Annotated in this window: 9 protein-coding genes; 5 read left to right on the top strand and 4 right to left on the bottom strand. The window is 38.2% G+C overall.

Annotated features, from left to right (window positions below; all coding sequences use genetic code 11):
• The first annotated feature begins 50 nt into the window (after positions 1-50).
• From FYJ80_RS08075 to FYJ80_RS08065, 3 genes are read left to right on the top strand one after another with little or no spacing between them, the layout of a single operon-like run.
• On the top strand, positions 51-533 hold the full coding sequence (locus FYJ80_RS08075) for a hypothetical protein (RefSeq protein WP_154425799.1): 483 nt from the start codon (positions 51-53) through the stop codon (positions 531-533).
• 8 nt (positions 534-541) lie between these two features.
• The gene (locus FYJ80_RS08070; protein ID WP_154425797.1) at positions 542-2,725 is read left to right on the top strand and encodes an NHLP family bacteriocin export ABC transporter peptidase/permease/ATPase subunit; all 2,184 of its coding nucleotides are present in this window, start codon (positions 542-544) and stop codon (positions 2,723-2,725) included.
• 12 nt (positions 2,726-2,737) lie between these two features.
• Positions 2,738-4,927 (top strand): NHLP bacteriocin export ABC transporter permease/ATPase subunit, encoded by a 2,190-nt coding sequence (locus FYJ80_RS08065; protein WP_154425795.1) that lies wholly within the window; start codon positions 2,738-2,740, stop codon positions 4,925-4,927.
• A gap of 377 nt (positions 4,928-5,304) precedes the next feature.
• On the opposite strand, the gene FYJ80_RS08060 is transcribed toward FYJ80_RS08065, so the two are convergent.
• Entirely contained in the window at positions 5,305-6,972 is a 1,668-nt protein-coding gene (locus tag FYJ80_RS08060; protein ID WP_154425793.1) for a dicarboxylate/amino acid:cation symporter, read from the bottom strand.
• Positions 6,973-7,353: 381 nt separating this feature from the next.
• A complete protein-coding gene (locus FYJ80_RS08055) occupies positions 7,354-7,845 on the bottom strand; it encodes an NUDIX hydrolase (RefSeq protein WP_154425791.1) in 492 nt (163 codons plus the stop codon).
• Between the two features lie 414 nt (positions 7,846-8,259).
• Between FYJ80_RS08055 and FYJ80_RS08050 the strand changes: the two genes are divergently transcribed.
• Together FYJ80_RS08050 and FYJ80_RS08045 are read left to right on the top strand one after the other, a co-directional pair.
• Positions 8,260-10,794: a DEAD/DEAH box helicase gene (locus FYJ80_RS08050; RefSeq protein ID WP_154425789.1), complete on the top strand. Its 2,535-nt coding sequence runs from the start codon at positions 8,260-8,262 to the stop codon at positions 10,792-10,794.
• The gene (locus FYJ80_RS08045) at positions 10,794-11,462 is read left to right on the top strand and encodes an SWIM zinc finger family protein (RefSeq protein WP_154425787.1); all 669 of its coding nucleotides are present in this window, start codon (positions 10,794-10,796) and stop codon (positions 11,460-11,462) included. Before FYJ80_RS08050 ends, FYJ80_RS08045 begins: the two co-directional genes overlap by 1 nt.
• A 284-nt stretch (positions 11,463-11,746) precedes the next feature.
• Here the strand turns inward: FYJ80_RS08045 and FYJ80_RS08040 are convergent, their stop codons facing one another.
• Positions 11,747-12,781, bottom strand: coding sequence for a threonine aldolase family protein (locus tag FYJ80_RS08040; protein WP_154425785.1), 1,035 nt, complete (start codon positions 12,779-12,781; stop codon positions 11,747-11,749).
• 734 nt (positions 12,782-13,515) lie between these two features.
• The coding region (locus tag FYJ80_RS08035) for an ATP-binding protein (protein ID WP_235899613.1) at positions 13,516-14,807 on the bottom strand (1,292 nt) is incomplete at its 5' end.

Here is a 14,807-nt window from a genome sequence, read left to right as displayed (position 1 = left end):
CAAATTGCCGATATATTCTGCAAAAAAATAGCTTAAAAAAGGAAAGACAAATGGAAAACAACACGATTTTTAGAAAGAAAAGTATAGAAAGAGTTTCTTCACCAGAACAGCTTAATGACTATATTCGTGTCTGTAGTCCGAGCATTTGGTTGGTAATTGTAGCTGTAATCATATTACTTGTAGGTGTTTGTATATGGGGAGTTCTAGGACACTTAGATACAACTATTACTACTGCAGCAATTGTTGAAAATAAAGCACTTACTATTTATATTCCAGAGGAAGACATATCCTCTGTTTTAAACAAAACCTTTACAATAGAGGGGACAGAATATGAAATTAATGCATCTTCTATCCCACTTGAGCCAATCGCAGTTCGTGGTGAGGATTTTTCTGAATATGTACTTCATATTAGCGGCTTAAAGCTTGGTGAATGGGTTTATGCTGTACAGTGCAATACTGGACTTGCAGACGGTATCTATAAAGCTCAAATCGTGCTTGATAGTACCTCACCAATGTCATTTATCTTTAATTGAGGTGAAGCATGGGTAATGAAAATAAAATAAAACAGCCTGTGCGAAATAGTGTAGCTAAGGTTCCAGTTGTAATGCAAATGGAAGCATTAGAGTGTGGTGCTGCCTGCTTGACAATGGTACTTGCATATTACGAAAAGTGGATACCTTTAGAGCAGGTACGCTATGATTGCGGTGTCTCCCGTGATGGTTCAAATGCTAAGAATATATTGAAAGCTGCTAGGAGCTATGGACTAAATGCAAAGGGCTACCGTTTTGAGCTTGAATCACTAAAAAAGAATGGGACATTCCCGTGTATCATCCACTGGGACTTCAATCATTTTGTAGTACTTAATGGCTTTAAGAAAAACAAAGCTATATTAAATGACCCAGAAAAGGGTACATATAGCGTATCTATGGAGACCTTTGATAAGTCATTTACCGGCATCTGCCTGTTATTTGAACCAAGTGAGTCTTTTCAGCCAGGTGGAAAGCCAAAAAGCATCATCCAATTTGCTAAAAGCCGCTTAAAGGGAACAGGAAGTGTGGTAGCCTTCGTAATACTAACAACGATAATATCCTCACTACTTGGAATTATCCGTCCCGCATTTTCTAGAATTTTTCTAGATAGATTACTTACAGGTCAAAATCCAGAATGGCTATATCCATTTATAATTGCATTATCAGCTATTACTGCAATTGAGCTATTAGTTTCTTTTATTAGCATTGGAGTAAATCATCGTATAGACGGTAAGATGTCTTCCTACGGTAGCACCTCCTTTATGTGGAAGGTGCTTCAGCTACCTATGGAGTTTTTCTCTCAGCGTATGGCAGGAGATATTCAGCAGAGACAAAGCACAAATGCTTCGATCTCAGGTACGCTAGTAAATACCATAGCACCACTGGCTCTCAACGCTGTAATGATGATTTTTTACTTAGTTGTTATGCTAAGATACAGTGTACTTTTAACTGCTGTGGGTCTATGTTCTATTTTATTAAATCTTGTGATGGGACAGATTATCTCTAGAAAGCGTATTAATATCACTAGGGTTCAGATGCGTGATAGTGGCAAGCTAGCAGGAGCTACAGTTGCTGGTATCGAAATGATAGAAACAATTAAAGCAAGTGGTGCTGAAAACGGTTATTTCGAGAAATGGTCAGGGTATCAAGCAAGCGTTAACACACAGAAAATGAAATTCACTAACCTAAACCAATATCTTGGATTAATCCCATCACTAGTATCTTCGTTAACGAGTACTGCTGTTTTGGCAATTGGTGTATTTCTTACAATACAGGGGAAATTCACTATTGGTATGATTATGGCATTTCAGGGCTATATGAGCTCCTTTACTTCCCCTGCTCTATCGTTAATCTCTGCAGGACAAGGCATTCAAGAAATGCGTACAGAAATGGAACGTATTGAGGATGTTATGCAGTATCCTACCGATGTTAACTATGAAAATGAAAGCTGGGATGAGAATAAAGAATATGATAAGCTATCGGGCTTAGTTGAGATGCGTAATGTAACTTTCGGCTACTCCCGTTTAGCAGAGCCTTTAATTGAGAATTTTAGCTTAACACTAAAGCCTGGTAGTCGTGTTGCCTTTGTTGGCTCCTCTGGGTGTGGAAAGTCCACTCTATCAAAGTTAATTTCAGGACTTTACCAGCCTTGGAGTGGAGAAATATTGTTTGATGGAAAGAGCATAAATCAAATTGACCACAGTGTATTTACCGGTTCTTTAGCTGTAGTAGACCAGGATATCATCCTCTTTGAGGATACTATTGCAAACAATATAAAAATGTGGGATAGCTCTATCGAAGATTTTGAAATGATTATGGCAGCAAGAGATGCCCATCTTCATGAGGATATTATGCAGCGAGAAGGTGGCTATCAATACAAAATTACAGAGGGCGGTAAGGACTTCTCTGGTGGTCAAAGGCAAAGAATGGAAATTGCACGTGTACTCGCACAGGACCCAACTATTATTATTCTAGATGAAGCAACCTCTGCTCTCGATGCAAAAACAGAATATGAAGTAATTAACTCTATTAAGGATAGAGGAATAACATGTATTGTTGTAGCACATAGACTATCTACAATTCGAGACTGCGATGAAATTATTGTGCTTGACAACGGCAAGGTTATAGATCGTGGAACTCATGAAGAGCTTTATGCTAGAGGTGGTTTATACACCGAGCTGGTATCTAATGAGTAAGGAGGCAGTAATATGGGATGGTTCGATGAACAAATCAAAGAGCGAAAGCAAAATGATGATGCTGTATTTGCTGCCGCTTTTGCAGGTATTGCAGATGCTGTTTTAGGGAAAAAGCTATCTTCTGCCTTTGAATCTGATGCACAAAAGGCAAAAAATGCAATTGATAGCATCCTAAGCTTTTATCATGTCAAAACACAGGAGGTTCCTGACAGTATAAAAAACTTAAACGAACAGCTTGAGTATTTAATGCGTCCTTACGGCATTATGAGACGCAGAGTAAAGCTTGAAAAGGGGTGGTATAAGAATGCTATCGGTGCAATGCTTGGCGTAAAAAAAGCTGATAGCTCTGTTGTTGCTTTTATCCCAACAGGATTATCTGGATATAGCTATCTTGATCAAAGTAGTGGGAAATATGTAAAGATAAACAAAAAAAATGAGGATCTCTTTGAGGATGAGGCACTAGCCTTCTATAAGCCCTTTCCTATCGAGAAATTGAATATCCCTATTCTCTTACGATATATAATGGAAATTCTTTCCGTCTCAGATTTTGTGCTAATTGGGCTTGGCACATTAGCAGTTACACTAGTAGGCCTACTTACTCCAAAGCTAAATAATCTATTGATGGGAACAGTAGTTGATACTGGAAGTATGAGACTTCTAACTGCAATTATTCTTTTTATGGTTTGTGTAAACATCGCTTCTCTGCTACTAAGCACAGTGAAGTCACTGCTTACCACACGAATTAACACAAAGCTGGATATAACTGTACAAGCAGCAACTATGGCAAGAGTAATGTCCTTGCCTGCAGATTTTTTCAAAAGCTACAGCTCTGGTGATCTATCTAGTCGTTGCGGACAAATGAATTCTCTTTGCAATATGCTAGTCTCAGCAATATTATCAACGGGACTGACCTCTGTGTTTTCTCTTATCTACATTACACAGATTTTCAAATACGCTCCTGCATTAGTTATTCCAGCCTTAAGCATCATTATAGCAACTATTCTTTTTACTACTTTAACAGCCATAGCACAGATGAAGCTTGCTAAAAAGCAGATGGAGGCAGGCGCAAAGGAATATGGTATGAGCTATGCTCTTATCTCTGGAATTCAGAAAATCAAGCTTTCAGGTGCAGAAAAAAGAGCCTTTGCTCGTTGGGCAAATGTATATACTCAAAGAGCTAAGTTAACCTATAATCCACCAACATTCTTGAAATATAGTTCTGTATTCTCTATGGCTATATCACTTATTGGTACAATCTTAATGTATTATTTTGCAGCTAATAGTCATGTAAGTGTTGCAGATTATTATGCCTTTAACACAGCATATGGCATGGTATCTGGTGCATTTATGTCACTAGCCTCTATTGCACTTACTGCAGCTAATATCAAGCCTATTTTAGATATGGCAAAACCAATTATGGATACAGTTCCAGAAATCTCAGCAGATAAGCAAGTAGTAACTCGTATTTCTGGTGGTATTGAGCTTAACAACATCTCTTTCCGCTATAACGAAAGCATGCCTAATGTTTTAGATAATCTTTCTTTAAAAATAAAGCCAGGGCAATATGTTGCTATTGTTGGTACAACAGGTTGTGGGAAATCAACACTCATGAGAATTATGCTTGGCTTTGAAACACCACAGAAGGGTGCTGTGTACTATGATGGAAAGGATCTTTCTCGCATGGACCTAAAATCCTTAAGGCGAAAAATCGGTGTTGTAATGCAGAATGGTAAGCTATTTCAAGGTGATATTTTCTCCAATATCACTATTTCTGCTCCATGGCTAACTATAGATGATGCTTGGAGAGCAGCAGAGCTTGCTGGTATTGCAGATGATATTAAAAGAATGCCTATGGGAATGCACACGATTATTTCTGAAGGCTCCGGAGGTGTATCAGGTGGGCAGCGACAAAGACTAATGATAGCTCGTGCAATTGCTCCTAAGCCTAGAATTCTGATGTTTGATGAAGCAACCTCAGCGCTCGATAATCTTACACAGAAAAAAGTATCAGAGTCACTCGATGGATTAAAGTGTACTCGTATAGTCATCGCTCATAGACTTTCAACCATCAAGCAGTGTGACCGTATAATATACCTTGACAATGGTAAAATTGTGGAAGATGGCACCTATGAAGAGTTAATTAATATGGGTGGCAAATTTGCAGAGCTTGTTGCAAGACAACAGCTTGATTCAAAAGGATGATAAAAAAAAGTAAAGAAATTATATACCTTTTCACTAGTTTAACGTATAAACAATAAAGGAGAGACAATCGATAGAAAACTGAAAGCTCTTTTTGATTATCAAAAGTTCAATGAAAACAAAAAGATTATCTTACACTGTTTATTCAAAACCTTTTGAGCAGCTAGAAGAACACGTAGCTCAGCAGAGGATAAATACTCTATATTTTAAAATCGAAATTTAGCTATGTAATACCATTTAAAGAAGTTTTTAGCTCTGCCTCTAGTTGTGGAGCAGTTGTTGTATCTAATCTTCAAGATAGCATTACATTCAGTGTACTTCCCATTTAAAGGCTTTTGGATTGTCATTATAAATATATCCTCATTTGATTAGCTTTAAGCTCATCTACCTTTCTTTGCGTCTTTATTATAAATATCCATATTAAGCAGGTTTTCGCTTTTTGCAACTATTGTACTGACAACGACATCGCCTAGACAGTTGCTCATAGTTCGTAGCATACCAAGTAGCGGGTCAATACCCATGATGAGTCCTACAGCCTCAACAGGTACATTTAATTGTGTTAGCAGTACAGAAAGGCAAACTAACCCTGCTCCTGAGACACCTGGTGCACCAATAGATAAAATAATAATTGAGGCTACAATAGGTAGTAAGCTTGTGCTCATAATATCTACACCATAAAGCTTGGCAAGACCGAGAGCAAATACACCTAGATATACACAGGTTCCATCCATATTCATAGTTGCACCTAATGGAAGAGACAGAGAATATACCCTCGGTGATATCCCTAGTCTTTTCTCACATGTACTCATATTCAGCGGAAGAGATGCATTGCTGGAAGCCATGCTAGCAACCTGTGCCATAACTGGAGAGTATTTTTTAACAAAAGGAATAGGGTTGAGCTTTGCCATTAAAAGGAGTATTAGACAATATACACTCATCATCAACACTAGCCCAGCAAGGAAACATACACATATTCCCAATACTGGCAAAAGTGTCTGCATTCCTGTTGTAAGAATTAGAGACATTATGGAGCAAAATACAGCAATCGGCATAAACTTAATTAACAGTGTAGTTATTTTCAGAAATAGCTCGTTACAGGCACTGAAGAAATCATTAATTGTTTTTCCATGTGAGCCAATCATTCCTGATGCAATTCCACAAATTACAGCAAGAAAAATCAGCTGAAGCATATTCGCTTCCAAAAATGGCTTAGTAAAATTACTCGGTACGATATTCACAAGCATATCCTTGATAGATATGTGCACTTCCTGTGATGCGACAGATGAAATATCTAAAGCGGTTATGCCCATAGTAGTGTCCCCGCTCAACTGGAATAGGTAGCCTATTCCAATTCCAATCGCTGTTGCAAACAAAGTAGTTAAAAGATAAAGCCCTAAAACCTTCCCACCTATTTTTCCCATATCTGACAAGTTACCAAACTGTCCTACTGCAGAGATTATGGAGAAAAATACAACAGGAGCAACTACCATCTTTAACCCATTCATAAACATAGTCTTAATAGGTGAAAATAGATTATCACTCAGTAGCTGGTTAACAGACTCTGGAGAGAAAAGCTTAAATACCAGACCCACAATAATTGCTAAAAGCATGGAGCCCAATGTGTAATACAGCTGTCTATTATTTGAACGGACAACTGTTAAGCGAACAGAATTAACACCCCCTTGATTTCTATATTTTAAATCTGATGCAAAGCTTTTAAGAATCATGTTACGAATTGTTACTTCAGCATCCTTGCCGATGTCATCCGTATCTAGAGGAACACCCATTTCCATGCTCTGAGAAAAGTCATAGGCAGTACCTGGAACTGAAATCTCAACAACAATCTCTCCCATCCATTTACGTACACTAAGCAACATGTATTCTGCACTAGTATCTGCATGACCGATGAGACTAGTCATCAATTCCTCAGAAATTAATCTAGCTTTTGTAATCTCCTTCTTTGTTAGTCCATACTTGCCAAGCTTCTGTTCAATCGTATCTAAGCCTGCAGCTATTCCAGAAATATCGGGTGTCTGTCTTACATGCATACATTATCTCCTCATTTATTAATAAATGCTTCTGATACTTCAAATTCGAGCTACAGTTATTTTCTAAAAAGAGTTATCACTAGCACTCATTAATATTTTCTATAAATATGATGTTATAAATCATAAAACCTAATGATTATATCAACTATCTATACACAAAATGTCACACATTGCTAATTTGGTATCTTTTTTTTCCAAATTAGTCTGAAAACACTAAAAATAGTGCCACTCCACTGCCCTTTGGGTCAACCAGGAATAGATGCAATATCCTTTTTTTGAGGAAGAAGCATGACTGAGCTCTAGGAATTGGTAATAGCCTACATATTTTTCCAATAACTAGATTAGAACATGCCTCAGCATATACCTATGCTTAGTAGAGTCTCAGCTAGCTCTCTGATCAGTTATAATATGCTCAATTCCCTTATGCTCTCTACTTAAATAATCTTTCATAAAGGAAGGAAATGCTTTGTATTTATCCAATTCAGAAATTGGAAGCCAATACATATTTTCTTTCACACCAGAGGTTGTACTATTGCTATTTAGATTCTGTGTGCCTCTTGGCTTCATCAAATAATAGAAGCATATCTCATGGCAATCCAGTCCTGCTAAGGTCCCCTTGCTCTCATGGAAAAAGTTTTCATGTATTACAGCTAAATAATCAACCTCGTATTGAATTCCTGTTTCTTCAAGAACCTCTCTTTTTACTGCATCCTCAGCAGCTTCACCCATATGAACTCCACCACCTATCGAATAGTAATAATCTTCTAGCTCATTACCTGCAAACAAAACACAGCCATTTTCAACAATAATAGCAGCAGCTCTATATCTGAACCATTTATTATCTATCTTAAAGCCGCAATCATATTCCTTCATAAATTTCTCCTCCCTCAAAAAGATACTATAACTACCCTAAGTGCTTTAACACATTGTCTTGCTGTAATAGGCTTTTCATCTGTAATGAGCTTCAAAAAGGGCTTCATAATTCCATCAAAACGACCGTCACTATCCCATATAGGATATAATGGGCTCTATTTCTCACTAGTGATTATGGACAACTTAAAAGTAGAGCAAAATCATCGAATCATATTCACTGCTTTCAGAGATAATCCTATCAGAAAGAGCAAATGCCGCAACATCGTCCTTTATCATAAGATTATTAATAATTTCTTCTCCCATATTTGTCTATACTCTTTATATTCATTCACCATTATAGGATGTTTTTTATCACTCTTAATCCTATCCTTTTTTTCATTTGAAAATAGCCATATAGAAATATAGAATATCCTCATGCAGAAGAGAAAGAATAATCTTGAGTTCATTATCACAAAAGAGGGATTTAGACCTGACTTTACTAAGGAGAGAAGACCAGAGTTCTTCCCTGACCAATATAGAGGAATGTATGAAGCTGTACTATCAGGCTCAATAAAGGACTCATCGCCTTCCCTAGACTTTTTGAAACGTATTACAGAGAACTTCTTCTTCCAGCTTGAGAGGACACCTTCCCTTTCTCTAGAGAGGGAAAATGTAGTCGTTTCCTATGACATGATAGAGCTAGAGGAGATATTATCCAATGCTCCCTTCATTTTGGGAAGCCAAAACCTCAATTCAGATTGGGTCCTTACTCTCTTTGACAGATATCTCTCACTCTTCAAAAGCGAAATTTCAACCTACACTTCTTCTGTAGAAGCCTATTTCTCTTCCTTCTCTACTCGGTTCAAGCTTCCATCTAGAATCTTTTTTCATCTTCTAGAGAGCAAAAAGCCTGAAGCTCCCTTTGCCTTTATGGCTACATATTCCACAGTAGGTGAAGATGGTAAAGTGCACCACTATCCACTAAAATATGCTCTAAAGGAGTATTCCTCCTCAATCGAGAAGCTTGCTATCCTCATCTCTTCCATCAAGAAGGCGGCTAAAAGTAGTAGGATTATTTCCTCTTGGCTTAACTCTGGAGAGATATTCTCTCCTATCTATGTATCTAAGGAGGAGGCATACGCCTTTTTAATGGATGTCCCACTCTTTGAAGAGGCTGGAATTGTTACAAGAATCCCAGGATGGTGGAAAAAGAGAAAGAGAAGCTCAAGCATCTCTATCGAAAGTGACAAGAAAGGATCGAAGTGCTCAATATCCTCCTTTAGGCCCAAGATGGTCTGGCAGGGAGTCGAAATAACTGAGGAAGAAATAAGAGATATCTTATCTAGAACAGAGGGGCTCTACTTATTAAAGGGTAACTGGATTGAAGTAGACAAAAATGGCCTAGAAAAGCTTCTAAAGGAATATGAAGAACTAGAAGAAAGAGAGCTGTCTCTCCTTTCTGCTCTGAAAATGGCATCAGGTGTAGAAGAGAGAGCCTACCCTGTACACATCGATATCGACGATATGATAAAAACCTCAATGGCCTCAGACATCCCATCATCTCCACCTTCCTCATTTACAGGTACTCTTAGGCCATACCAAATTGATGGCTTTAGATGGCTCCAAGGAATATCAAGGCTTTCATTGGGTCCTCTCCTTGCAGATGATATGGGACTGGGTAAGACAGTAGAGATATTGGCATACCTAGAAGAGTTCAGAGAGAAAAATAGAGATGCAAAGGTACTCTTAATTGTTCCAGCATCCCTCTTAGGAAACTGGGGAAGAGAATGCATAAAGTTCACTCCAGACTTAGATTTCACCATTAGGCACGGAAAGGAAGCAAAGAAGAAGGACTTTCCTTTCCTAACTATAGTCACATATCAGGGAGCCTCCACAAGTGCCGCTATCCAGGAAGAGAAATGGGATCTAGTAATACTTGATGAAGCTCAAAATATAAAGAACAGGAATACAAAGCAGACCAAAGTCATAAAGGCGCTAGACAGAAAGCAGTCTATTGCAATGACAGGAACCCCTATAGAGAACTCATTGATGAACCTCTGGTCCATATTCGACTTCCTCTCTCCAGGCCTTCTTGGAGATGATAAGAGCTTCGCTTCCTTCACAGCCTCCATGGCAGAAGATAAGATGGACAACCTGAAGAGAGTCATAACGCCATTTATACTTAGGCGCCTCAAGAGTGATAAAACTATCATCAATGACCTTCCAGATAAGGTGGAGAATACTCTTATGGTATCTCTCACTCCTGAGCAGCGTGTGCTATATAATAAGGTGGTAGATGAATATGAGGAGGCTCTAGAAAAAATGGAGGAATCAGGAGCTAATGCCCTAGCCATTACTGGAGCAACCATAATGAAGCTAAAGATGGTAGCAAACCACCCTTCCCAGTACTTAGGAAACGGAGAGTATGAGGAGAAGAAAAGTGGCAAGTTCCTTCTTCTTAAGGAATTATGCACTACTATCCATGAAAACAGGGAGAAGGTTTTAGTCTTTACTCAGTTTGCGTCTATAATCCCAGAGCTTCTTAAGCTTCTCTCTACAGTCTTCGAAGAGAATGGCGAATATATTGACGGTAGTACTCCTCCTAAAAAACGAACAGAGATAGTAGAAAGCTTCCAAAGCGGAGAGCTACCTTTCCTAGTAATTTCACTTAAGGCCGGAGGAACAGGTCTCACTCTCACAGAAGCTAACAACGTAATCCACTTTGATAGATGGTGGAACCCTGCCGTAGAGGACCAGGCCACAGACAGAGCCTACAGAATCGGGCAGAAGAACGTTGTCACTGTTTATAAGTTTGTAGCAGAGGATACTATTGAAGAGAGGATAAGCCAGATTCTCAAGGAGAAAGCTGAGCTTGCAGAGTCTATGCTGGGCGATATCGGAGGAGAAGTTACAAGTAAGCTTTCTCCAAGAGAGCTATTGTCTGCTATGCGTTATCAAAGGAAACTATAATGGCAAAGAAGAAGAATAATGAAATCAGAGAGCCAATAATCATTGAAGGAAGAACTATCTCTTCATCCTGGTGGGGAAAGGCTTGGTGTGACAATATTGATATCTACGCAGATTTTGACAACCGTCTTCCTAGAGGAAGAAGCTATGTCAGAAGCGGCTGTGTAATAGACTTAAAGATTGAATATGGAGTAATTAGAGCCCTAGTAGTAGGCTCTAGGCCGAGACCCTATAAGATTCAGATAGATATCAAGCCCTTCAATGATAAGGAAATTAAAGCCTTTGAAGATAAGTGCAGGAACAACTTTGAATCTGTGGAGGATTTCATCAACGGAAGGTTTCCAGACTCCTTTAAGGAGTATTTCACATCCTCCTCTCTAAATCTTTTTCCAAAGGTCAGAGAAATGACATTCTCCTGTTCCTGTCCAGATTGGGCTGAACTATGTAAGCATGTAGCTGCAGTATTATATGGAATAGGAAGAAAGCTTGATGATGACCCTATGCTACTCTTAAGACTACGAGGAATAGACACTGCTTCCTTCAGCGAAAAAATAGTCAACAGGGAAGCTGAGAAGCTCGCCCTCTCCTCTTCTCTTTCCCTTCCTCCAGGACGTGCTATGGATATGGAAGAAGCCTCTCTTCTATTTTCTGTAGATAGATACCAGGAATAGGAATTATAGGAAGAAAACGATGCTTGCTGTTCTGTAAATTGCCAAAGCTGAATATGAACCGAGTTATACAACAGATGATATATCTGTCTATTCGCTTAGAGCACCACTAAAACTTTGCATTATCTGGGGCACAATTCAGTAACAATTCTAGCTACTTTAGAAGCTTTACCTAATCTTTCCAATTAATAGCCTAGTGGATATAATTTCATTTTTCAATTATTTCAAAGGAACAAGGGCCATCTCGGCCTTCTCCTGCCCCATCAACATATTGTCTTACTACTCTTCTATAGGATATCGATTAATGCGTTAGCTTCTGCTTCTGTTGTTCCCCAGTCTGTTGCAAACCGAATCACAGTGTGATTATCATCGTATTTTTCCCAAAAGCTGTATTCAACCTTTTCTCCCAGTTTTTTTAGTGCATCGTTTTCAATAATAACAAAAATCTGATTAGTCGGTGATTCAAAATATAGGCGGTACCCTTTTTCCTGTAAAGCTCTCGTTATGCGTTCTGCAGCTTCAATCGCGCTCTTTCCAATCTTCATATAAAGATCATCCCTAAATAGCTCGTCAAACTGAATTCCCAGCAATCTTCCTTTCGCTAGAAGAGCTCCATGCTGCTTGATGATTGTGAAAAGATGAGGCATCTCTTCTGGCTTTGGAACCACTACTGCTTCTCCAAATAGTGCGCCGCACTTGGTACCACCAATATAAAAAGCATCGCATAGCTCTGCTAAGCACTTAAGTGTTACATCATTTTCTAGGCATGAAAGTGCATATGCAAGTCTTGCTCCATCAACATACAAGTAGATTTTATACTTATCACACACGTTTCTGAAAGCCTGAAGCTCTGCCTTTGAATAAAGCGTTCCGTACTCTGTAGGATGGGACAGATAAACCATTCCAGGCATTACCATATGCTCATGATTCGCATCATTGTAATAATCATCTAGATATTTCTCTACTGCACAAGCAGATATCTTTCCATATTGATGAGGAATTGTAAGAACCTTATGCCCGTTTGCTTCGATAGCACCCGCCTCATGTACACTAATATGCCCAGTCTCGGCAGCAATGACTCCCTGATATGATCGTAGCAGCGCATCGATTATAACAGCATTAGTCTGCGTTCCTCCGACTAGAAACTCCACAGTAGCTCTTTCACATTCACAGGCTTTTCTAATTTTATCTCTAGCAGATTCAGAGATCTCATCAAATCCATATCCTGCTGTTTTTATTAAATTTGTTTCCATCATCCTTCGCAGAATGTTAGGATGAGCCCCTTTTGCATAATCACAGGCGAAGCTAAGTTTTTCATTCATATTCGTAGCAAACTCCTCACTAGCGTATTGTGTAATATTATATATTCACAGCATCCATAGGTTAATCACTTTTCTTGAGTGATGAACGGACAGCTTGAGAATATCACAGATGGATTCAGTCTGTAAAAGTTGACTAATTTCTATAAAGATTAAACTATAGCTACCCTTAACTATTTCAAATTTAAGAAATATATGTGTTTACAAAACCAGTATAGGTTGGGGAAGAATTGCTCATCAGCTTGGTTTATCATGCTTCTAAAACTTCGATTTAAGGGAGTGTTCATCTTTCTATTATTGCCTTTTGTGATAATAATTTACAGACACAATTCATCTTATAAGCGTAATTCTTTACACTTCGGTTATAATGGTCTTGAGTTCTTCTCGAAGATTAATGCTTTCATCGCCGATTTCCTCGATAACTTAATCTACTACAAACATTCCTTTTGCGACCTCACCTATCAATTCATAGGTCCATGTCGGCATATAGCTAATCTGCTCTAATCTCGAGTTGCTCACGTTCTGACACTCGACAAAGTCCAGATATTATGAAACAACAGTTGTTATATACTGAATATCCTCAAACAAGACATCTAGAAGGATTGTAATAGCCCTGCTACTTTTTTCGTTGAATTATATTGAACCGTAAGGATCGTGTAATCCTCCTACAGGTTTCTCAAATAATGTTTTGAAGGCCAACTATTTCAACAGACCACTAATTTTATCCTAGTTCTTATTTACAATTCTAAACTATGCTCATTTACGAGGAAGTCATATATGCTCATCGTTAGGATTCCATCATTATCATATAATGGTTTTACAACATCTTTTACGATAATAATCTTTTTAAACGAGTCATTTACATTTATAAGAGATGCTTTTTCTTGTGCTCTCTTCTCAGCATCTGGTAAACTAAAAGCAGACTGGATGTAATATCTCTTGCTACCCATATTGGCAACAAAATCAATTTCAAGCTGTTTCTTTTCCTGCACTCCTTCTTTAGTTCTATCTCGCTTTACCACCACACCGACATCAACCTGGTAACCTCTCACACGCAGTTCATTATAAATGATGTTTTCCATCAGATGAGTCTCTTCTACTTGCCGAAATCCCAGTCTAGCATTTCGTAGCCCCACATCCTCAAAATAATATTTGAGTGGGGTTCCAATGTATTTTCTGCCTTTCACATCATATCTATTAACTTCATTGACTATGAATGCATCCTTCAAATGGTCAATATATGCTCTTATGGTATTAAGGCTAATATCCGAATGGATAACACTCTTAAAAGTTGCTTCTATTTTTGATGTATTAGTAAGAGAGCCAATGCTTGATGCCAAAATATTTATTAGGTCATTTATTTCCTGAATTTTTTCAATGTGGTTGCGCTCAATAATATCCTTTATATATGTCTCTTCAAACAACCTAGTAAGATATTCCATTCTCTGCTCATCGGTAGCCATCGTAATAGTTAATGGTAATCCGCCGAAACTAACATAGGAACTCCAGCCTTCATATTTATCTCCATCAAATACTTCCATGTATTCTCTAAAACTAACAGGAAACAAATGAACCTCATCTCCACGCCCTCTAAACTCTGTAATAACATCCTTTGACAGAAATTTCGAGCTACTACCAGTTACATAAACATCCACATTTTGCATATGAAGAAATGAATTCAGCACTGATACAAAGTCCGGTAGTAACTGTACTTCATCTAGAAAGATATAGTAGTCCTTATCATCTTTAATACGGCTTTTAGTATACTCCAGTAGCGTGCGTGGATCCCTATACTTCTCATTTTCAAATATATCTAACTCAATTGCGATAACATGATCATCCGCAACACCCTGTGTCTTAAGGTAATTTCTAAAAATTTGAAATAAAAGATATGATTTCCCTGAACGTCTAATTCCTGTAATAACCTTTATCATCCCGTTATGCATACGGTTTATTAGCTTCTGTAGGTATATATCTCTCTTTATTTCCATAATACCTCCAAATTGATAATTCAGGGACATTGTGCCCC

Source organism: Bullifex porci (assembly GCF_009695635.1).
Classification (GTDB): domain Bacteria; phylum Spirochaetota; class Spirochaetia; order Sphaerochaetales; family Sphaerochaetaceae; genus Bullifex; species Bullifex porci.
This window is presented reverse-complemented; position numbering and strand designations above follow the sequence as displayed.

Coding starts and splice junctions, on each gene's coding strand:
- FYJ80_RS08050 (WP_154425789.1), top strand. CDS start 8,260: ATGCAGAAGAGAAAGAATAATCTTGAGTTCATTATCACAAAAGAGGGA.
- FYJ80_RS08040 (WP_154425785.1), bottom strand. CDS start 12,781: ATGAATGAAAAACTTAGCTTCGCCTGTGATTATGCAAAAGGGGCTCAT.
- FYJ80_RS08075 (WP_154425799.1), top strand. CDS start 51: ATGGAAAACAACACGATTTTTAGAAAGAAAAGTATAGAAAGAGTTTCT.
- FYJ80_RS08070 (WP_154425797.1), top strand. CDS start 542: ATGGGTAATGAAAATAAAATAAAACAGCCTGTGCGAAATAGTGTAGCT.
- FYJ80_RS08045 (WP_154425787.1), top strand. CDS start 10,794: ATGGCAAAGAAGAAGAATAATGAAATCAGAGAGCCAATAATCATTGAA.
- FYJ80_RS08060 (WP_154425793.1), bottom strand. CDS start 6,972: ATGCATGTAAGACAGACACCCGATATTTCTGGAATAGCTGCAGGCTTA.
- FYJ80_RS08065 (WP_154425795.1), top strand. CDS start 2,738: ATGGGATGGTTCGATGAACAAATCAAAGAGCGAAAGCAAAATGATGAT.
- FYJ80_RS08055 (WP_154425791.1), bottom strand. CDS start 7,845: ATGAAGGAATATGATTGCGGCTTTAAGATAGATAATAAATGGTTCAGA.